The organism is Thermotoga sp. 38H-to (assembly GCF_011057665.1).
Lineage (GTDB): Bacteria > Thermotogota > Thermotogae > Thermotogales > Thermotogaceae > Thermotoga.
This window is the reverse complement of sequence record NZ_LNFZ01000003.1, coordinates 148,251-168,907: the sequence shown is the minus strand read 5'-3', so window position 1 is coordinate 168,907 and position 20,657 is coordinate 148,251. Positions and strand designations below refer to the sequence as shown.

15 protein-coding genes, 2 tRNA genes and 1 rRNA gene are annotated in these 20,657 nt (G+C 47.7%); 3 read left to right on the top strand and 15 right to left on the bottom strand.

Going from position 1 to position 20,657, the window contains the following annotated elements; genetic code table 11:
• Positions 1 to 17: 17 nt before the first annotated feature.
• From AS158_RS07235 to leuS, 14 genes are all read right to left on the bottom strand, one after another.
• A tRNA-Ala gene (locus AS158_RS07235) sits at positions 18 to 93 on the bottom strand.
• 5 nt (positions 94 to 98) lie between these two features.
• Positions 99 to 175, bottom strand: a tRNA-Ile gene (locus tag AS158_RS07230).
• Positions 176 to 217: 42 nt separating this feature from the next.
• Positions 218 to 1,777: ribosomal RNA gene (locus AS158_RS07225) — 16S ribosomal RNA — on the bottom strand.
• A gap of 230 nt (positions 1,778 to 2,007) precedes the next feature.
• Positions 2,008 to 4,218 (bottom strand): primosomal protein N', encoded by a 2,211-nt coding sequence (gene priA, locus AS158_RS07220; protein WP_038051843.1) that lies wholly within the window; start codon positions 4,216 to 4,218, stop codon positions 2,008 to 2,010.
• A 1-nt stretch (position 4,219) separates the two neighbouring features.
• Positions 4,220 to 5,071: a YitT family protein gene (locus AS158_RS07215; protein WP_038051845.1), complete on the bottom strand. Its 852-nt coding sequence runs from the start codon at positions 5,069 to 5,071 to the stop codon at positions 4,220 to 4,222.
• Positions 5,072 to 5,095: 24 nt separating this feature from the next.
• Positions 5,096 to 5,977: a DUF89 domain-containing protein gene (locus AS158_RS07210; protein WP_038051848.1), complete on the bottom strand. Its 882-nt coding sequence runs from the start codon at positions 5,975 to 5,977 to the stop codon at positions 5,096 to 5,098.
• Positions 5,958 to 6,224: a phosphopantetheine-binding protein gene (locus AS158_RS07205; protein ID WP_038051856.1), complete on the bottom strand. Its 267-nt coding sequence runs from the start codon at positions 6,222 to 6,224 to the stop codon at positions 5,958 to 5,960. The genes AS158_RS07210 and AS158_RS07205 overlap by 20 nt, the downstream gene beginning before the upstream one ends.
• A gap of 58 nt (positions 6,225 to 6,282) precedes the next feature.
• The gene (locus tag AS158_RS07200; protein WP_038051861.1) at positions 6,283 to 8,454 is read right to left on the bottom strand and encodes a sodium-translocating pyrophosphatase; all 2,172 of its coding nucleotides are present in this window, start codon (positions 8,452 to 8,454) and stop codon (positions 6,283 to 6,285) included.
• Between the two features lie 3 nt (positions 8,455 to 8,457).
• Positions 8,458 to 11,772 (bottom strand): reverse gyrase, encoded by a 3,315-nt coding sequence (gene rgy, locus AS158_RS07195; protein ID WP_165304798.1) that lies wholly within the window; start codon positions 11,770 to 11,772, stop codon positions 8,458 to 8,460.
• The gene (locus AS158_RS07190) at positions 11,763 to 12,977 is read right to left on the bottom strand and encodes an adenosylhomocysteinase (protein ID WP_011943349.1); all 1,215 of its coding nucleotides are present in this window, start codon (positions 12,975 to 12,977) and stop codon (positions 11,763 to 11,765) included. Before AS158_RS07190 ends, rgy begins: the two co-directional genes overlap by 10 nt.
• Complete coding sequence (locus AS158_RS07185; RefSeq protein ID WP_038051871.1) at positions 12,974 to 13,429, bottom strand: HAD-IIIA family hydrolase; 456 nt, start codon at positions 13,427 to 13,429, stop codon at positions 12,974 to 12,976. The genes AS158_RS07190 and AS158_RS07185 overlap by 4 nt, the downstream gene beginning before the upstream one ends.
• Complete coding sequence (locus AS158_RS07180; protein WP_038051874.1) at positions 13,426 to 13,647, bottom strand: DUF4911 domain-containing protein; 222 nt, start codon at positions 13,645 to 13,647, stop codon at positions 13,426 to 13,428. Before AS158_RS07180 ends, AS158_RS07185 begins: the two co-directional genes overlap by 4 nt.
• Position 13,648: 1 nt before the next feature.
• The gene (locus tag AS158_RS07175) at positions 13,649 to 14,275 is read right to left on the bottom strand and encodes a redox-sensing transcriptional repressor Rex (protein WP_038051877.1); all 627 of its coding nucleotides are present in this window, start codon (positions 14,273 to 14,275) and stop codon (positions 13,649 to 13,651) included.
• 9 nt (positions 14,276 to 14,284) lie between these two features.
• On the bottom strand, positions 14,285 to 16,759 hold the full coding sequence (gene leuS / locus AS158_RS07170) for a leucine--tRNA ligase (protein ID WP_038051880.1): 2,475 nt from the start codon (positions 16,757 to 16,759) through the stop codon (positions 14,285 to 14,287).
• A gap of 91 nt (positions 16,760 to 16,850) precedes the next feature.
• Here leuS and AS158_RS07165 point away from each other — a divergent pair, with 91 nt between their 5' ends.
• The 3 genes from AS158_RS07165 to ruvA are packed head-to-tail and all read left to right on the top strand — an operon-like array spanning position 16,851 to position 19,890.
• A complete protein-coding gene (locus AS158_RS07165) occupies positions 16,851 to 18,023 on the top strand; it encodes a phosphopentomutase (RefSeq protein ID WP_038051882.1) in 1,173 nt (390 codons plus the stop codon).
• Between the two features lie 11 nt (positions 18,024 to 18,034).
• Positions 18,035 to 19,327 carry a folylpolyglutamate synthase/dihydrofolate synthase family protein gene (locus AS158_RS07160; protein WP_156105001.1) on the top strand — a complete coding sequence of 431 codons (1,293 nt, stop codon included), beginning with the start codon at positions 18,035 to 18,037 and terminating at the stop codon, positions 19,325 to 19,327.
• Positions 19,324 to 19,890, top strand: a complete 567-nt coding sequence (gene ruvA, locus AS158_RS07155) for a Holliday junction branch migration protein RuvA (protein WP_038051886.1) — start codon at positions 19,324 to 19,326, stop codon at positions 19,888 to 19,890. Before AS158_RS07160 ends, ruvA begins: the two co-directional genes overlap by 4 nt.
• Here the strand turns inward: ruvA and AS158_RS07150 are convergent.
• Positions 19,867 to 20,655 (bottom strand): DUF368 domain-containing protein, encoded by a 789-nt coding sequence (locus AS158_RS07150; RefSeq protein ID WP_038051888.1) that lies wholly within the window; start codon positions 20,653 to 20,655, stop codon positions 19,867 to 19,869. The two genes, ruvA and AS158_RS07150, sit on opposite strands and share 24 nt — an antisense overlap.
• Positions 20,656 to 20,657: the final 2 nt, after the last annotated feature.

Genomic DNA, 20,657 nt, shown 5'->3' with positions numbered 1-20,657 from the left:
TCAATGACCCTTCACCTTGGTGGAGACGAGGGGATTCGAACCCCTGACCTCCTGCTTGCAAAGCAGGCGCTCTCCCAGCTGAGCTACGTCCCCACCAATGGTGGGCTCGGGTGGACTTGAACCACCGACCTCACGCTTATCAGGCGTGCGCTCTGACCGGCTGAGCTACGAGCCCGAGCCATTGGAATATGGATAGCAGCCCCCGTTCATCTCCTAGAAAGGAGGTGATCCAGCCGCACCTTCCGGTACGGCTACCTTGTTACGACTTCGCCCCCCTCACCAGGTTCTCCCTCAACACCCCCCCTCCCTTTCGGGTTGGGGCAGGTGTCTTCGGGAGCCCCCGACTCGGGTGGCGTGACGGGCGGTGTGTACAAGGCCCGGGAACGTATTCACCGCGGCGTGGCTGATCCGCGATTACTAGCGATTCCGGCTTCACGCAGGCGGGTTGCAGCCTGCGATCCGAACTGAGGGCGGTTTTGGGGATTGGCTCCCCCTCGCGGGGTCGCAACCCATTGTACCGCCCATTGTAGCGCGTGTGTCGCCCAGGGCATAAGGGGCACGAGTACCTGACGTCATCCCCTCCTTCCTCCGGCTCGTCGCCGGCAGTCCCCCTAGAGTGCCCGGCCGAACCGCTGGCAACTAGGGGCAGGGGTTGCGCTCGTTGCGGGACTTAACCCAACACCTCACGGCACGAGCTGACGACGGCCGTGCACCACCTGTGCCGGCTCCCAGTCCCAAAGGACTGGGTCCCTACCCCTTTCGGGGAGGTACCACCGGCATGTCAAGCCCTGGTAAGGTTCTTGGCTTAGCATCCAATTAAACCACACGCTCCACCGCTTGTGCGGGCCCCCGTCAATTCCTTTGAGTTTCACCCTTGCGGGCGTACTCCCCAGGCGGCCCACTTAACGCGTTAGCTTCAGCACGGAGGGATGACCCCCCCACACCTAGTGGGCATCGTTTACGGCCAGGACTACCCGGGTATCTAATCCGGTTTGCTCCCCTGGCTTTCGGGCCTCAGCGTCGGGGTCGGCCCAGGAGACCGGCTTCCCCACCGGCGTTCCTGCCGATATCTACGGATTTCACCCCTACACCGGCAGTTCCGTCTCCCTCTACCGCCCCCAAGCCTGGTAGTTTCGGATGCGGCCCCACGGTTGAGCCGTGGGATTTCACATCCGACACACCAGGCCGCCTACGCCCCCTTTACGCCCAGTAAATCCGGGTAACGCTTGCCCCCTACGTATTACCGCGGCTGCTGGCACGTAGTTAGCCGGGGCTTTCTAGCGGGGTACCGTCATCGGTAGGGCATTCCCTCCCTACCTTATTCTTCCCCCGCCACAGCGGTTTACACCCCGAAGGGCTTCGTCCCGCACGCGGCGTCGCTGGATCAGGGTTTCCCCCATTGTCCAAGATTCCCCACTGCTGCCTCCCGTAGGAGTGGGGCCCGTGTCTCAGTGCCCCTGTGGCCGACCACCCTCTCAGGCCGGCTACCCGTCGTCGGCTTGGTGGGCCGTTACCCCACCAACTACCTGATGGGCCGCGGGCCCCTCCTCCGGCGGGGCAAACGCCCCTTTCCTCCACCAACTTGCGTTGATGGAGCGTATGGGGTATTAGCCAGGGTTTCCCCTGGTTATCCCCCTCCGGAGGGCAGGTTACCCACGTGTTACTCACCCGTCCGCCGCTGGGTACTCCTCCCCGAAGGGAGTTTCCCCCGCTCGACTTGCATGTGTTAGGCACGCCGCCAGCGTTCACCCTGAGCCAGGATCAAACCCTCCATATAAGATTCGATCCAGGCTCAACAAACTGGGGGGCTGCTATCCATATTTCAATGACCCGGGGACAAAAACCTTGAAGTTTGCTTCGGCTCCGAGTTCGTAACTTCTCTTTCCGGGTTCTATTCTTCTTTTTCGCTTTCTGAAGACCCTTCATCTCAACGTCGCCGAGATTAATAATAGCATCCCCTTCAACCTCTTTCAATTAAGAAAAAGATACGATAAAGTAACATCAAGGTTAATCCGATACCTCGAGTGTGGGCGGATCGATCCGAACAATCGCATCGATTCCCAGTATTCTCAACGCTTTTTCCAGTTTCGAAAGTACTCTCTCCAAGTCTTCTGTTTTCACAATGAGATGGTACCTGTAGAATCCTCTCAGCTTGAAAACCCAGTGCTCAACGGGTCCAAGAACCTCCTCGCCTTTTAGAAATTCTTTTAGAGAGCTCAGAGAATTCTTTCCAAATTCCGGATTCTTGGACTTCACAGCAACCTGAACGAGGTGGCGATATGGAGGATAACCAAGGGCTTTTCTTCTTTCGAGTTCTTCGGCATAAAAACCATCCACATCTTCTTCTAAGGCTTTTTTGATGATCGTGTCCTCCGAATTATAGGTCTGGATAATCGCCTTCCCCTGATCTCCTCTCGATGCCCTTCCCAGAGTCTGAACGATCAACTGAAACGTACGAAGTGAAGACGAATAATCAGGGTTGAAGATCAAAGAATCCACATCTGTGATACATACAAGGCCTATTTCGGGTACATTGAGACTCTTCGTGATCAACCTGGTTCCAACGAGGATATCTATCTCGCCTCTGATCAATTTGTCTATGTAACTTTCCAGCTCCATGATGTTATCGACAACCTCTCTGTCGACCCTCGCTATCCTGCGGGTCGGAAAGTACCTTCTCAGTTCCCTTTCCACTCTTTCCGTCCCCGCTGCTCTTCCGACGAGGCGCCCTCCACATCGAGGACAGGATTCAACAAATCCATATTCATGACCGCATTGATGACATTTCAACGAATGCGTATCCGAATGGTACACCAGAGACACATCACAATTCTCACATTTGAGCACGTGCCCACACACTTCACACTGGACGCGCCCCCAGAAACCTTTTCTCCTCACATAGATAAGTACTCTCTTGCCTTCCTCGAGGGTCTCCTCTATTCTGTCGAGGGTCTTCTTCGCAAAACTTCCTATCTTCTCTTCATTTCGCATATCGACAACTTCCACAGACAGATTCCCGAACCTTCTCCTAAAATTGAACATTCTGATGCGACCCTCTTTTGCGTCTCTGTAGGTCCACAGATCCGGTGTTGCAGAAGACAGAATTATTGGAACATCGAAAACCTCAGAAATTTTCCTTGCAACCACGACGGCATCATAAGAAGGTCGAGTGTGTTGATAGAAACTCTCATCGTGTTCTTCGTCAACTATCAAGAGAGAAAGATTCTTAACTGGAACAAAAACAGCACTGCGTGTCCCCAAAAGCACATCGATTTTTCCGCTAACCGCCCTGTACCATTCCAGATTTTTCCTCGCTCTGGAAAGGTAGCTGTGATAAATCCCTATTTTCAAGTCCGGGAAGGCTCCTTTCAGGCGTGAAAGTGTGTGGGTGAGAACAGAAACTTCCGGTACGAGGAAAAGAACGGTTCCTTTCCTTGAATACACATCAATTAACTCGAACAAAGCCTCGGTTTTTCCGCTCCCCGTTGGACCGAAAAAAAGATTTTCCCTCGAAATATTTTCTTTGAAACCACTGCGGAGAATCCTTCTCTTTTTCGGAAGAACGTCGCTTCTCACTATTTCCACTATATTCTTTCTTTGAAGAGTCTCGATCACACTCCTTGAAACTTCCAGATCTTCCAGCAACTCCTCAAGATGAACCCCATCATTGAATTGAAGGTATTCCACCACCATTCTCTGCTTCACAGTTAAATGTTCTCGAACGATTTCACTTATTCCCTTTTTCAGAAACAATCGCTTTTTCACACGAGGTCTTGGCTCTTTCACATAGAAATTTTTCTCCACCCTCACCAGGCCTTTTTTCACCATTTCTTTCAGGGTTTTTTCCCCGAAAGTTTCAAGAAAATCGCGTAGAGTCATCCTGTCGAAATCCAGAAACGGACTCTCCGAAACAACCACTTCCTCTTTGTAATCGTCGATACCCTGTGGGAAAAACAGATCGAAAACCATTCCTACGGGTGAGAAAAACCTTTCAGACACCCATTCTGCTATTTTCACATGTCCTTCGCTTAGAAAACTTTTACCATCCCTTTCACTGAGCGTTGCTTCGTTTTCGTGTGAAAATGATCGTTCCAGTACGTAGCCCTTGACTTTTTCGTTTCGCCACTTCAACCACACTCTTTCACCAGTCAAAAGCTCTTCTGAAGAGAAAACATTAAGCACTTTTCCCAAACCGGAGACAGCCACCTTGTAGTACATCTCACAACTCCTCCAGTTCTTTGAACCCTTCTCCGAGGGCCTGCCTCACTTCCTTGATTATGACGAAGGCTTTTGGATCAGCCTTCTTTATGAACCTGATCAGTTCGTTCAATTCTCTCCTCCTCACTACCACCAGAAGTATCTTCTTTTCTTTGCCGGTGTAAGCTCCCTTTGCGGGAATGTAAGTAGCCCCTCTTTGAAGAACGTTCAGCACAAAGTCTTTTATATCGTCGCATTTTTCAGAGATAATGATCACCTCACTCGACTGCTCAATACCTCTCATCATGAAATCCACCATTATACCGTTCAAAATAACTCCAAGAAGTGCGTACATACCTGTTCTGGCACTGAAAACAAGTCCTGCAAGCACCGCTATCGCGACATCCACCATGAGCAGCCCCGTTCCCATAGATATCCAGAAGTACTTGTTCAGAATCCTGGCCAGAATATCCGTTCCTCCTGTGGAAGCGTTCTGGGAGAAAGTTATGGCAAGGCCGGAAGCTGTGAGTATGGTTCCAAAAAACACGGCAAGGAACAGATCGTCACCGGTGTACTTTGGAAGGGGAATAATGCGGTCGAAAAGATCCACGAAGAAGTTAAAAACAAAGGTGCAATAAATAGTCTTCGCACTGAAATCGAATCCTATCGTCAAGAAAGCTATCAAAAAGAGCAAACCGTTGAGTATGTACATCCACACACCAACGGGGATCGGCACAAAACTGTGAAGTATTATCGAAAGACCGCTCACCCCACCGGCTGCTATGTCGTTCGGTATGAGGAAAACAACGAGCCCAACGGCAGTGATCAACGTTCCAAGAGTACTCAGCACGTACTCTTTGATTTTTTCTATCAACTTCTTTCACCTCCATGAGAAAAATCAGAGGGAGGAAGAAGAGATGAAGACCTTACCGCCCAGAGGAACGTTCAGTACTTCGGCAACGAAATCACACTTTGCTGTCAGGAGGAAGAAGAGATTCTTTTTCCCCTCTTCGTAGAGACCTTCGAAGTTTCCCTGGCCTTTGGAGATCACAACATCGAACTCAAAGAACGCCTTTCTGAACTCTTCACTCGCCTTATCAAGCATGACGCCAGGTTCGTCCACTCCAGAGCTAATAACAGTGGCGATTTCCTCTAAACCTATGTACTTCGCGTCCTCGATGGTTGCGTCGTTGATAATGGGTTTGCCACGAACCGCCACAACTACCTCCAGCGATGGATTCTCCATCTTCAGGACTTCTATGAAGAACTTGTCAAACACGATTTCTCCCGCGTTGTCAGCCACATAGAACAGAGTGGAAGCGTTCATTAACACATTCCTGAATTCCTCGAAATCTTCTCTGTCGAACGGCCTTTCGTAAGCCTCGTGTAGTTTTTCAAAGATTTCCTCAACACTCCATCCCGGTATCCCGAGATCTATCAGATTCCCAGAAACGGCGAGTTTTGCAGCCGAATACACAGGGTCAGGAGAGTTCAAAATCTCTGGCCTGAACATTTCAACGAGTTTCATGGCCATATCGTTCGATCTTCTTTTCTCTTCTTTGAACGGATCTTCTTCCTTTATGTACTCCATTATGAACCTGTGAACCTCTCCGTTCACTTCGAGAGGCTTCATACCCCACTTCATTTCACTCATAATCCTGAAAACTTCCCTGAAGATCACCCATCTCTTTTCAGGAGAAGTTATGGTTTTCTTCAGAAGATTCTCCGCCTGTCTGAGGCTGCAGATCAGACATCTTTCGTCAGCTCTCAGATACCTCATCATCGATCTCCTCCAGCTTCTTGATTACTATATCGATCAGATCCTTAACCTTTCGAATTTTCGATATCTCCTCATCTTCTATTCTCAAGGCAAATTCATCTTCGAAGAACATCACAAGGTCTATCACGTCTATCGAATCGAATCCAAGCTCTTCAAATGTGTTTTCCTCATCAACCGTTTCAAGATCTTTCCCCATTTTCTCTGACGCGATTTCGACAAATTTCGCCATGAGCTTTTTCCTTTCCACGTGAAGTCCCCCCATGAAATCTTACCACAATTTTAAAGGGGGCCGAAGCCCCCGTTTATCAGAACAGGTGAACGTGTTTGAATATGGAGACCGCTATCACCGAGACCACCGACATGATCTTTATGAGAATGTCAAGAGAAGGTCCAACGGTGTCCTTGAGAGGATCTCCAACCGTGTCTCCTATAACCAGAGCTTTGTGCGGCTCGGAACCTTTTCCATACCCTTCCAGATTACCCGCTTCCAGGTACTTCTTCGCGTTGTCCCAGGCTCCTCCAGAATTGGCCGTCAGAATTGCGAGCATCGCACCACTGAGGACCGTTCCTATCAACACTCCTCCAACGAACTCCGCTCCGAGGAGAAAACCAGTCACAAGCGGTGTGAGAATCGCTATGAACGCAGGATAACCCATCTGCTTCAGAGCGTTGTCGCTGGTGATCTCAATACACCTGTTGTAGTCAGGCTTGGCCTTACCTTCCAGCAGTCCTGGGATTTCTCGAGCCTGTCTTCTGATCTCATCCACCATCTTCATAGCTGCCTTGGTAACTGCCGAAATAAGATATCCACTGAAGTAATATGTGATGGCTGCACCAAGGAGGGCGCCTGCTATGACCCTCGCATCGAGCATGTTCAGAAGAAGCACGAGTGAAGGAGGCTTCCCAATATCAGAAGGACTGATCTGGGAGAACATGTAAGACGCAAAGAGTGAAAGCGCTGCAAATATAGCGGATCCTATAGCGAATCCCTTTCCTATGGCTGCGGTGGTGTTACCGACCGCGTCGAGGTGATCCGTGATCTTTCTGACCTCGGGATCCAGTTCACACATTTCGCTTATTCCACCCGCGTTGTCCGCAATGGGACCGTAGCTGTCAACAGAGACGGATGTTGCAACAAACGAAAGCATTCCAAGCGCGGCAATCGCCACACCGTAGAGACCCGCAAAATAATCAGCAAAGAGGATACCAAGAACAAGTGTTAGAGTGGGGAGAAACACGCTCTTCATACCAAGTGAAAGTCCGTTCGAAATGACCATTCCGGTCCCTTCGATAGAAGATTTGCTCAGAAACTGGGTCGGTTTGTAGTGGTAACTCGTGTAATACTCGGCCCAGAATCCTATGATGATTCCCGAGAAGATACCTATGATCGCTGAGAACCAAGGTGAGATGGCTCCAAATCGGAATCCAACTACATCGAGTCCCTGAAGATCTTTCAGATAGAAATACGTCAGAAAGGCTGTGAGGACAACTGTGAGCAGCGCAGATGTCCAGAGGCTGATGTTGAGTTCTCTTTGAGGATTATCAGATGGCTTCTTTACGATCACGTACAGTATTCCAAGCATCGAACAGCCGAGACCGGCAAGAGCAAAGAAGATAGGATAGCTTATGAGCGCCTGTATCGTCTCCTTTGGTACCTGATGTACCAGATTCTCACCTATCTTCTGAACGTAGATCGGGAACATGTAAGAAGCGAGGATTATGGAAGAAACTATCGCTCCAACAAAGCTCTCCAAAAGGTCCGCTCCGAGCCCCGCAACGTCTCCCACGTTGTCTCCCACATTGTCTGCGATCGTTGCCGGATTCCTGGGATCGTCTTCCGGGAGGTTCAATTCGGTTTTTCCAACGAGGTCGGCTGCCATATCAGCGGCCTTCGTGTAAACTCCTCCACCGACCCTATCGAACATGGCAATGATTGAACATCCAAGGGCGTATCCAGAAACGGTCATCGCGAAAGGAACGAAGTTTATTCCAAGCCAGTTCGTGTATATATTAAGATTGTCCAGTTGTCCCATCCACTTCCCAAAGATCAGATACACCAGAACGAGTCCAAGCAGAGCGAATCCACCAACGGAAAGACCCATAACGCTTCCACCTTGATACGCCACTTTCAGAGCGGGGCCTATCTTCTTTATGGTTCTGGCAGCCTCCGCCACCCTGACGTTTGCCCTGGTGGCCATCTTCATTCCCACAATACCAGCAGATGCACTCATAACGGCTCCCAGGAGAAACGCCACACCCGTCTGCCAGGTTGTGAAGATCATGAGGAGTATCGCTATGACGATGGCAACTTTAAAAATGGCTTTTGTTTCGTGTGCAAGGAAGGAATCTGCTCCACTTCTGATGTAAGAGGAAATCTCTTTCATCCGCTCGGTCCCCTCTGGTTTTCTGACGACGGCTGCGAAGTTTGCGGCAGCAAAACCGAGTGCAACAAGCGGAATTAAAAAGAGCAGCCACATACATTACCCCTCCTCCATGAGAGATTTTATTTCTTCATATAAAAGCCTCAGAGTTGCTTGATAATCTTCCTCTCCCCTTTCCACCTTATCCATGATCTCCTCTAATCTTCGTGTGGTCTCTTCTGTGACGTATTTCTCATAACGCTCTTTCAGATAGGAATAAACCTTTACACCAAGTCTGGTTGGTCGAACTCTTTTGTATTTGTCTTCGTACACATAGCCTCTTCTGAAAAGCACCTCTACTATTTTTGCATAAGTAGAAGGTCTTCCAATACCTCTTTTCTTCATTTCTTCCACAATAGAAGCCTGAGTAAAGAGAGGAACGGTGTGTTTTTTGTAAAACTTTTTTTCTTTTATCTTGTAGTTTCTGTGTTCAAATCTTGGAGAAACTGTTAACGGCACGAAGAGATTCCAGCCGTTTTTCAAAACCTCGATTATCTGTTCTATTCCTAACCGTTTGCCATTCAATTCGACCGTTGCGATCTGTTTCTTCACCTTCACAGCCGCGGATTGACTGGCAAGAAAGCGGTTGAAGATGAGTTCATAAACTCTCAAATGTTTCTTGGTGAGATCGGCTATCAAACCTTCCTCGACCATCTCCTCGAGTTCCCTGGCATCTATAGGCTTCACGGGCCTTATCGCCTCGTGAGCACCTTCTGTTGACCAGCTTCTTCCCATGAATATATCCTCTTTTCCTATCTTCTTGAGGTAGGTTCGCGCGACGTTCTGACCTTCAAGAGAAATCCTTGTTGAATCCGTTCTGTGATAGGTGATGAAACCTTTTTCAAAAAGATCTTGAAGGATGTCCATCACTTCTTGAACACCGAGCCGCAATTTTTGTGAAATCTCTGATAGTGCCGAAGACGTTGTGTAGGGTGGTAGCGGATTTCTTTCTTCTTCGACTTCCTGTAGTTCTACAACGGTTACCACGTCATCTGCGATTTTCCCTTCGACTTCCAGATTCACACCGTTTTCCAGAACAAGGAGAGTGAAATCCTTTTCGCTCTTTTTGTATTCTTCTTCTCTCTCTACTATCCATCCCAGAACGGTGGATTGCACCCGGCCTGCCGAGAGATTCGATCTTCCAAATCTTTTCTGCAGTTTTCCACTGAGTTCAAACCCTATCCACCTGTCCTGCACTCTCCTCACGATCTGTGCCTTCACCAGATTGAAATCAACGAACCGGACGTTTTCCCTCGCTTTTTTGAAACCGTATCTTGTGATTTCGTGCATTTCTATTCTCCTCAAAGATCTGGTGGCCGGAAGAAGATACTGAGTCACATCCCAGGATATCTTCTCTCCTTCAACATCCGGGTCTGTTGCCACAAGGATTTCGTCTGCCTCCAGAGAAATCTCTCTTAGGGCTCTGAGCGTTTCTGTCTTATCATCTATGTTTTTCGAAGAACATACAGGACACTCATCCCTATCCTCCGTGAACTGATATCCACAATCCCTGCATCTTTTCAGAGAGTTGTACACGGGAACGAATTTTCCATCTTCTTCTTCTACTCCGTGGATTCCTCCCCTTGTAACAAGATCGTAGACGTGTCCCCTCGTCGCGGTGAAGAGTACCACTCCCTCGCCTGTCACCGCTTCATGGACAATTATGTTTCTCTCTTTCCGAGAAGAAGCTCTTCCAAGGAACCTGGAGAGCGTCTCGGCTTTGGTCGGAGACTCCACAATGATCAGGAGAGATTTTGATGTGTCGGTCAGTTCCCCTTCAATTCTTTTTCTGCTTTCCTCTACCTCGTGAACCAGTTCTTTCCAGTTCGCTTCGGACTCCTCTATTATTTCTTCCTCTGCTATGAGAAGGAGTCTTGTTTTCAGTGATTCGAAAATTTCTTCGTCTTCTTCGAAGATCACAGAAACACCCTTGACCAAAACGCCGTTCAGTATTCTGGAGGATCTACCGGACGCCTGTATGTAAGTGTAAACATCTGGAATAATCAACTCCAAGTCTTCATCTTTAACAACCGCTCCTCTGAATATCTCTTTCACCTTCTCAACGAATTCCTCTTGAGATAAACGTTCTTTTGCCATCTTCCTGAGTCCCTCAACATCCGGGTTCTCTTGGACTTTTATCAATCCCATTTCCTTTAAAACCCTGGCAAGAACAAACCTCGGTACTCTGTCGAGCTCAAGGGAAAATCTCATGGAAGGTGTCCCCCAAAAGATCGCATATTTTATTCTTTCGGGAAGATCGACACCTCTCGTCAATTTTCCGTAGTACGCCTGAACACCTATCAGAACGTTGAGTTTTCCCGATTTGAAATCCTCGAAATTCTTCTCAAATTCAGACCAGGTCTCTCCCACATTGAATTTGAATCTTCTCAGGTATTCATAAAGCTCTTTACCCTCTTCTTCAGTTTGTGCGAAGATCAGTATCCCATCTCTGAAAACCTCCAGCAGCTCTACCAGTTTTTCTTTCGATCTGGAGGAAATCCTGACATGGGTGATGTTTCTCGCCACTGAAACCAGCCTTCCGACGGTGAAATTGAGGAGATCTCTGAAGAGAAGGGGCCTTATCCCACGCGGTTTGGCGGTGGCAGAAGAAACCACAAGAATACCTGGCTTCAGGTTTTTTGGCCTTTCGTAAATCCTTCCCTGCTTTATAGCCGAGAAAGCCTTTTTTATGATCTCTTCCGGTATTCCAACCATCATGAGCAACGTGTCTATGTTCCGGGAGGCCTTGAGAACAGCATCCACATCGTCCACGAAAACAAAATCAAATCTTTTTTGGGAGAGTTTTTCTCTGTTTTTCGAAACGAACTGAGTGGAGAAAACCAGAATGTGGTAATCGTCTTCCTCAAAGCTTTTCTCGAACTTTTCCTTTTCTTCTTTTTTCATCGAGGAATAAAAACCGAGGATTTTCACTTTTCCATCGGAAAACTTTTGAAGTCTTTCGAGAGTTTGTTTCACCAAGGCAACGGTTGGGAAAATGAGGGCAGATTTTCTTCCTTTCTCTGCCAACCACAGGGCTGTCATCATCCCAAAAGTCGTCTTTCCTACACCGGTTGGTGCGACCATTGTGAAACTCTTTCCCTGAATGATCCTCTTTGCCCACAACCTCTGATAACCCGTCAAATCCTTCCCGAATTTTTTCTTGAAGAAACTCCTGAAATCTTCATACTCGTTCCAGAATTCGTGGTAGAAACGATACTCCTTCAGAGTCTTTCTTTCAAGAAGGGCCCCATAAATGTCAGAAGGGGACTCCTCGGGAAGGCAAACCTCACAAGGAAGTCCCCTTTCGTTTCTTTCATCGGTGTTCAATCCCCCACAGTTGATGCAAGAATGATGGTATTTGGAATTCACTGCCAACTTCTCAGATACCTCCTTTGTTTCTCTGTTAGTTCGTCTATCTTTATTCCCAGAGAATCCAGCTTCATCCTGGCCACTCTTTCGTCTATTTCATCTGGAAGCGTGTACACCTTCGGTGACATTTTTCCATGATTTTCGAGAAGATAAAGCACGGCGAGGATCTGAAGCGCAAAGGACAGATCCATTATTTCTACTGGGTGGCCATCCCCCGCTGCCAGGTTGACCAGCCTTCCCTCCGCGAGCAGAAAGACCGTTTTACCGTTCTCCAGAGTGTACCCTGTTACGTTCGGTCGCGCTTCGAACTTCTCAATCGCAATTTCCTCCAGCACTCTCACCGGGATCTCCACATTGAAATGCCCCGCGTTTGCCAGAACTGCCCCGTCTTTGAGTGAAAGAATATCTTCCTTTGAGAGGACGTCGGTGTTTCCTGTGGCTGTCACCACGAAATCAGCAATCTTAACGGCTTCCCTCATAGGCATAACTGTGAATCCATCCATGATTGCTTCGACAGCCTTTACAGGATCGACCTCTGTCACGATCACCTTGGCCCCAAGTCCTGCCGCACGGAGAGCGATCCCCCTTCCGCACCATCCGTATCCCGCCACCACAACGTTCTTTCCAGCAACGAGAAGGTTCGTATTTCTCATGATGGCATCCCATGTGGACTGACCCGTTCCGTATCTGTTGTCGAAAAGGTACTTCATCTTGGAATCATTCACAGCGATAACAGGCACTTTCAGTTTTCCTGTTTCTTCCAATGCCTTTAAACGTCTCACGCCTGTCGTGGTTTCTTCAGAAACTCCTTTGAGATTTTCGAGAACGTCCTCTCTTTCGGTGTGAGAAATAACCGTGAGATCCCCTCCATCGTCTATTATGAAATCCGGTCTTTCATCCAGAACCCTCATGAGATTTTCACGGTAGACGTTCTCGTCGTGTGTTCTTCTCGCATAAACGGTTATTCCTTTCGATCTGAGCGCTTCCGCTACATCATCCTGTGTTGAAAGTGGGTTGCTTCCTGTAACCACCACTTTCGCTCCAAGCTTCGACAGAGTAATCGCAAGATAAGCCGTTTTTGCTTCAAGGTGTATGCTCATTCCAACGGTGAAACCAGACAGCGGTTTTTCACTTGAATACTCCTCAGCGATTTTGTTCAAAAGAGGCATGTATCTTGAAACCCAGTTTATCTTCATTTCGCCAGTTTTCATCGCTCTTTTCCCTCCAGTATTTTCTCAAAAAATCTCAGAATCTTTGTTCCAAAGAACTCTCTTTCACTGATCGGTTTTACTTTTATCACACGAAATCCGAAAATCTTACCAGTGAGCACATCTGTAAAAATCTGATCTCCTATCATCATGCATCGCTCTGGATCGATTTTTTCCTTTTTCAGGAATCTCCAGAGCTTCAGACTGAAAGGCTTCCCCGCTCTCCAGACGAACGTAACTGGAAGATCGACCTTCCTTGGTTTTCCATTAGAAACGACAACCACACGAGCTCTTTTTGCCAGTTCGATCAACAACCTTCTCTTACTCTCTTCGAGTTTGCTCTCTTTCCACGGAACAATGGTGTTATCGAAATCGAAAAAGAAACAGGTGTAGCCTTCTTTCAAAAGACTTTCGAAGTCTATATCTTCGACCTTTTCAACTCTTTCGACTTTCATGCCTCGCCGGGATTCTCCTTTATCTCGAGGATCTCAAGATCCACCATCTCCTTACATCCTTCAAGGAGCTTTATGGCCTCCTCGGGAAAAGGAGTGATTATCTTTAAAACTCCATCTTCATATTTTCTGATGTTGAACATATGCTCTTCCACTTCGAGAAGATAGTTCAGAAGGTGAACATCCTCCTTTGAAACCCTCACGTAAACGTCGTATTCCATGTCAGTTGTTCCTCCTCACGATCTCGAAGGTGAGAACTCTCAGAGAAGCGGTTATGTCTATGTTCTCCACCGGGACGGACACCTTTATCTTCACGGGGGCGAAATTCAAAATACCCATGATGCCTGCTTTTTCCAGTCTTTCAGCTATTTCTTGAGCGTGTTCAGCGGGAACAGCGATCACTCCTATTTCGACGCCGTGTTCTTCAACAAATTTTTCGAGTTCACTCACATCACTCACAACGAGCCCAGGTGCCGCCTCCTTTCCTATCTTCGACGGATCACTATCGAAAATACCCACTATTTTGAAACCTTTCTCTCTCATTACAGCATAGTTCGAGACGGCTCTTCCTATGTTTCCGGCTCCCACAATGACCAGCTTCCACTCTTTCTTGACACCGAGAATCTCACCAATCGCATCGTAAAGGTGTTCCACGTTGTAGCCAACCCCGCGCTTTCCAAACTCCCCAAAGTAGGACAGATCCTTCCTTATCTGACTCGCTTTGAGATCGAGCCTCCTTGCGAGCTCTTCCGAGGATACCACCTCTACACCTTCATCGAGGAGCCTTTCAAGGCACATGTAATAACTTACCAACCTTTTTGAAACGGGCTTCGGTATCTTTTCCGCCATTCTATCACCTCATACCACGATATTTACGATTCTTCCCTTTACATAGAAGAACTTCTTTATCGGTTTGCCATCGACGTGTTCCTTGACTCTTTCTCTTTCGAGGACGATCTTTTTCAGATCCTCTTCAGAGATATCCACGGGCACAACCACTTTGTCTCTCACCTTTCCATTTATCTGGATGGCGATTTCGACTTCCTCTACTTCGAGCGCTTTCGGATCGTAAGAAGGCCAGGACTGCTGGACAACAAGACTATCGTTTCCAAGATCGTGCCAGAACTCTTCTGCAAGGTGCGGTGCGAAAGGAGAAAGAGCGAGCGTGAGTTTTTCTACTATCTCTCGCAGGAGTTTCCTGTTCCATTCTTCCTGCGGTACACTGTTCAAGTACTGACTCAGGTGGTTCACGAGTTCCATCAAACCGCTTATAGCGGTGTTGAACTTGAATCCACCCTCTATATCCTCCGTTATCTTCTTGATGATACTGTGGAGCTTTCTTCTGAGTTCCTTTTCTGTGGAGTTTTTCAAGACAAGATTCTCCGTGTTTTCTTCTTTCACAAACGGAAGAACCGTGTAGAAGGTGTTCCAGAGCCTTTTGATGAACCTGTGAACACCCTCGATACCGGCGTCGCTCCATTCGGCGTCTTTCTCTGGAGGTGCCATGAAGAGTATGTACATTCTCAGGGTATCCGCTCCGTATTTCTCTATCATTTCATCTGGAGACACCACATTTCCTTTCGACTTGGACATCTTGGCACCGTCTTTGTAAATCATTCCTTGCGTGAAGAGGTTTGTAAAAGGTTCGTCGAAATTGAGATAACCAAGATCGTGCAATACCTTGGTTACGAATCTGGAGTACAGCAGATGCAGTACGGCGTGTTCCACCCCTCCGATGTACTGATCTACCGGTAACCAATAGTTCACGTCATCGGGCTCGAAAGGCTTGTCTTCCAAGTGAGGATTCACGTATCTGAGGAAGTACCAGGAAGAATCAACGAAAGTGTCCATGGTGTCCGTTTCTCTCTGGGCTTCTCCACCACAGACGGGACACTTTGTCTTCTTGAAACCTTCGTGGAAAGAGAGAGGAGATTGACCCGTCGGAAGGAATTCCACGTCTTTTGGAAGCCTCACAGGAAGGTCCTCCTCTGGAACGGGTACAACGCCGCACTTCTCACAGTAGATGATGGGGATTGGAGCACCCCAATACCTCTGTCTCGATATGAGCCAGTCTCTCAACTTGTACTGGACCGACCTCTTTCCAATGCCTTTTTCCTCGAGCCAGTTTATGACTTTTTCTATTCCTTCGTTGCTCGGTGTTCCATCGAACGGTCCGGAGTTCACCATAATACCCTCGTCTTCGTAGGCTTCTTCCATCTTCTCCGGATCGAGATCTCTGTCTGCCGGTTTGATCACAACCCTTATCGGTATCCCGTACTTTCTGGCAAAGGAGAAGTCCCTCTGATCGTGCGCGGGAACTCCCATGATGGCACCTGTTCCGTACTCCATGAGGATGTAATTTGCCACGTAGATTGGTATCCTCTCACCGGTCACTGGGTTTATGGCGTACCTTCCCAGGAAGAACCCTTCTTTCTCGGCCTCGACAGAGGTCCTTCTGAATCTGTCCTGTTGCTTTACACGTTCAAGAAACTCTTGAAGATCTTCTTTTTTCTCCTCAAGAACGAGCTCTTCGACGAGGGGGGATTCCGGTGCAAGGGCCATGAAAGTGACTCCCCAGAGTGTGTCAGGTCTGGTTGTGAAGACCTTGATCTTTGTATCCGATCCTTCGACAGGAAAGTCTATTTCCGCACCGGTACTCTTTCCTATCCAGTTTCTCTGCATGGTTTTGACATGTTCTGGCCATCCTGTGAGCTTGTCTAGGTCGTTCAGCAGTCTCTCCGCGTAATCCGTGATTTTGAAAAACCACTGCTCGAGGTGCCTTATGGTGACGCTCGTTCCACACCTTTCGCACTTTCCGTCTTTCACCTGCTCGTTCGCAAGAACTGTTTTACACTTGGGACACCAGTTGACAGCTGCCTTCTTCTTGTAAGCCAGCCCGTTCTTGTAGAGCTGGAGGAATATCCACTGGGTCCACTTGTAGTACTCTTCGTCGCAGGTCGCTATTTCTCTGCTCCAGTCGTAGCTTATACCGAGTTTTTTCACCTGTCCTCGAATAGTGTTGATGTTCTTCCGCGTCCACTCTTCAGGATGGATTCCCTTTTCGATCGCAGCGTTCTCGGCGGGAAGTCCGAATGCATCGTATCCGAACGGATGAAGGACGTTGTATCCTCTCATCCTCTTGTATCTTGCGACTATGTCACCTATGACGTAGTTTTTCACATGCCCCACATGGAGAGTTCCAGAGGGATACGGAAACATCACGAGGGCATAATACTTGGGTTTCTCAGACCTCTGAGGTGTATAGAAAACCTTCTTTTCTTCCCATACTTTCTGCCATTTTTTCTCTATTTCCTGTGGTCTGTATTCCTTCATGTCTACACCTCCTGATATTTCCTTCTCAAAGTTAATAATATCAGATTTTTCAGCCATTTGTGATAGAATTCTTCGGAAAGGGGCTGGAAGGATGAGGGTGGTACTGATAGTTTTGGACAGCGTGGGAATTGGTGAGATGCCCGACGCTCATCTGTACGGTGATGAAGGGAGCAACACCATTGTGAACACCGCGAAAGCGGTGGGCAGTTTGCATCTTCCAAACATGGCAAAGCTGGGGCTCGGCAACCTCGACAACATACCAGGAGTTGAACCTGTGAAACCCGCAGAAGGTATCTACGGAAAAATGATGGAAAAAAGCCCCGGCAAAGACACGACGACCGGACACTGGGAAATAGCGGGTGTCGTTCTCAAGAAGCCGTTCGACCTGTTTCCAAATGGTTTTCCTAAGGAACTGATAGAAGAATTTGAGAGAAGAACGGGGAGAAAAGTCATAGGTAACAAACCAGCATCTGGTACGGAAATCATAAAAGAACTCGGTCCTATCCACGAAAAGACCGGTACTCTGATCGTGTACACATCAGCGGACAGTGTGTTTCAGATAGCGGCAAAGAAAGAGATCGTTCCCGTAGAGGAACTCTACAGGTACTGCAAGATCGCCAGAGAACTTTTGGACGAGATGGGATACAAAGTTGCCAGGGTCATCGCAAGACCCTTCACGGGGGAGTGGCCCAACTACGTTCGGACACCCGAAAGAAAAGACTTCTCGCTTGAACCGGAAGGTAAAACACTCCTTGATGCTCTCACAGAGAACGGAATACCCGTTTACGGTGTTGGCAAGATCGCAGATATATTCGCCGGAAGAGGTGTGACGGAAAATTACAAAACGAAGGACAACAACGATGGAATAGACAAAACGATCTCTCTCATGAAGGAGAAAAATCATGATTGTCTGATCTTCACAAATCTTGTGGATTTTGACACCAAGTATGGTCATAGAAACGACCCCATTTCTTATGCCAGAGCCCTCGAGGAGTTCGATGCAAGATTGCCTGAGATCATTCAGAATCTGAAAGAGGATGACGTTCTTTTCATCACGGCAGATCACGGATGTGATCCCACAACGCCCTCAACGGATCACTCTCGGGAAATGGTCCCTCTCCTTGGGTACGGCAGTAGACTGAAAAAAGATGTGGACGTTGGCATCAGAGAAACCTTCGCCGACCTTGGCCAAACCATCGCCGATATCTTCGGAGTTCCTTCCCTTGAAAACGGCACCTCTTTCAAAGACCTCATATGGGGGTGAAAGATGAGACTATGGTATACCTCGACGTTCTCAAATACCTTTATCACAAAAGACCTATGGGAAAAGTGAAACCAGGCCTTGAAAGGATCTCAATGCTGCTTTCAAAACTGGGAAATCCCCATCTGAAATACAAAACCATACACATAGGCGGCACGAATGGGAAAGGTTCCGTAACGAACATGATAAGTCATGTTTTGATATCTCAGGGATACAGAGTGGGATCCTATTACTCCCCTCATCTGAGCACGTTTAGAGAAAGGATAAGGTTAAACGAAGAATACATATCCGAGGAGGACGTGGTGAAGATTTACGAAAAGATGGAGCCAATTCTGAACGAGCTCGATAAAGAAGAAATACTCTCCCCAAGCTTTTTTGAAGTCGTGACAGCGATGGCTTTTCTCTACTTTGCGGAAAAAAACGTCGACATTGCCGTTCTGGAAGTTGGCCTTGGAGGCAGACTGGACGCAACGAACGTTGTGTTCCCTCTTTGTTCCACCATCGTCACGGTAGACAGAGATCACGAAAAAACACTGGGATACACCATAGAGCAAATCGCATGGGAGAAAGCCGGAATAATAAAAGAGGGAGTTCCACTTGTGACCGGAGAGCGAAAAAAAGAAGCCCTCAAGGTGATGGAAGATGTCGCTAGAAAGAAGAATTCAAAGGTGTACGTCATAGACAGAGACTTCTCTGTCAGGGTTAAATCTCTGAAGCTTCACGAAAATAAATTCGATTATTACGGGGAAAACACCTTCGAAGATCTCGTCCTGACCATGAACGGTCTTCACCAGGTAGAAAACGCCGGGGTTGCCTTGAAGACCATTGAAGCAGCAGGACTTCCGGTGAGCGAGAAAGCAATACGCGAAGGCTTGAAGAATGCAAAAAACCTGGGGAGATTTGAAATCTTGGAGAAAGACGGGAAGACGTACGTCCTCGATGGAGCGCACAACCCTCACGGAGCGGAAAGCCTCGCCAGAAGCTTGAAATTGTACTTCAGCAACGAGTCTTTGAACCTGGTAATAGGCATTCTGGACGACAAGAACCGGGAGGATATTCTTCGAAAGTATACCGGAATCTTTGAAAGGGTCACAGTCACACGCGTTCCTTCACCTCGTATGAAAGACATGAGCGGCCTTGTTGACACAGCGAAGAAGTTCTTCAAAAACGTGGAAGTCGCAGAAGACCCTCTAGAAGCGATTGAATCCAGTGAAGGGACCACGGTTGTTACAGGTTCACTGTTTCTGGTGGGATACGTGAGAGAATATCTGACAACCGGAAAGATAAGCGAGGAGTGGAAAATATGATTGCGGGAGTTTCTGGAAGAGTTTTGAAAAAGAGTGGAAACGTTCTCCTCGTGGAAACAAAATCCGGTGTCGTTTTCGAAATCGTCTGTGACGTTCAGACCAGTGAGGAAGTGGAAGAAGGCAAGGAATGTTTCCTCCACACGTTTTTGAGCGTTTCACAAGACGGCATCACTCTCTACGGGTTTTCAAACGAAACGAAGAAGGAGCTTTTCCTTTCCCTCATAAAGGTCTCCAGGCTTGGACCAAAAACGGCTTTGAAAATCATCTCGAATGAAGATGCGGAAACACTGGTGGCAATGATCGCCTCACAGGACGTGGAGGGCCTTTCAAAGCTCCCCGGTATCAGTAAGAAAACAGCGGAACGAATCGTGATGGAATTGAAAGATGAATTCGAGAGTGCTGGAATAAAAGACATGAGAATCTACCACGAATCCTTAGAAGCTCTGGTGTCACTGGGATATCCGGAGAAACAGGCAAGAGAAGCCGTGAAACACGTGTACAAAGAGGGAATGAAAACATCCGAATTGATAAAAGAAGCCTTAAAGTTTCTGAGTCACAGATAGTTTCTTCTCAATACGAAGCAATACGAATCCAAGAGTCAGTGAGAGCACAAAACTCAAAATAGAGGGTAAAATAACGTTTGTATCCATCTTTTTCGGAAAAACCTCGTAGAGAGACGCAAGGATCATCCCACCGATGAAACTGTAAGTTTCCTCCCGGAACTTCTTCAAAAGAAAGTTCATGATCTTCACGGAGGCGAAAATGCCGGCGACAACTCCGATGGAGAATATCAAAAGTTCACCAACTATCAGGTGCGAAACCAGATAGAGAACGCGATCGTAAACACCGAAAATCAGAAGGATCAGCGAACCGCTTATACCGGGCACCACCATGGCCATCGCCGCTATGAAACCCGCCAAAACGAGAAAGAACAAGTTTTCTTTCGCAGTTGTTCCACTTGAAAAATGCAACACGAAAATCAGAACCATCCCAAGAAGGACAAAAAATACGTTCACGGGTTTGATCGAGAAGTACTCCTTTGTTTTTACAAAGCTAACGATGACGAGTCCTAAAAAAAAGAAATGCGTTGGAACTGGGTACTTCGAGAGGAAGATTTCTAAAAAGTGTGCTACACCAAATATTCCTGCTAAGATACCCATTCCCACTGGTATCAGCATCTTCAGAGATTTCGAATCTCCATGGAAAAAAGAATTCACGGATTCTATCAGTTTCTCATAGATACCCATAAGAACGGCGATTGTCCCACCACTGACACCCGGTACAACGTTCGCTATTCCCATAAGGACGCCTGAAAAGAAGAACCACACTT

Bases quoted from the DNA above. Each gene is read 5' to 3' on its own strand.
- priA (WP_038051843.1), bottom strand. From the start codon at position 4,218: ATGTACTACAAGGTGGCTGTCTCCGGTTTGGGAAAAGTGCTTAATGTT.
- leuS (WP_038051880.1), bottom strand. From the start codon at position 16,759: ATGAAGGAATACAGACCACAGGAAATAGAGAAAAAATGGCAGAAAGTA.
- AS158_RS07185 (WP_038051871.1), bottom strand. From the start codon at position 13,429: ATGAAAGTCGAAAGAGTTGAAAAGGTCGAAGATATAGACTTCGAAAGT.
- AS158_RS07190 (WP_011943349.1), bottom strand. From the start codon at position 12,977: ATGAAAACTGGCGAAATGAAGATAAACTGGGTTTCAAGATACATGCCT.
- AS158_RS07200 (WP_038051861.1), bottom strand. From the start codon at position 8,454: ATGTGGCTGCTCTTTTTAATTCCGCTTGTTGCACTCGGTTTTGCTGCC.
- AS158_RS07175 (WP_038051877.1), bottom strand. From the start codon at position 14,275: ATGGCGGAAAAGATACCGAAGCCCGTTTCAAAAAGGTTGGTAAGTTAT.
- AS158_RS07165 (WP_038051882.1), top strand. From the start codon at position 16,851: ATGAGGGTGGTACTGATAGTTTTGGACAGCGTGGGAATTGGTGAGATG.
- AS158_RS07210 (WP_038051848.1), bottom strand. From the start codon at position 5,977: ATGAGGTATCTGAGAGCTGACGAAAGATGTCTGATCTGCAGCCTCAGA.
- ruvA (WP_038051886.1), top strand. From the start codon at position 19,324: ATGATTGCGGGAGTTTCTGGAAGAGTTTTGAAAAAGAGTGGAAACGTT.
- AS158_RS07160 (WP_156105001.1), top strand. From the start codon at position 18,035: ATGGTATACCTCGACGTTCTCAAATACCTTTATCACAAAAGACCTATG.
- AS158_RS07180 (WP_038051874.1), bottom strand. From the start codon at position 13,647: ATGGAATACGACGTTTACGTGAGGGTTTCAAAGGAGGATGTTCACCTT.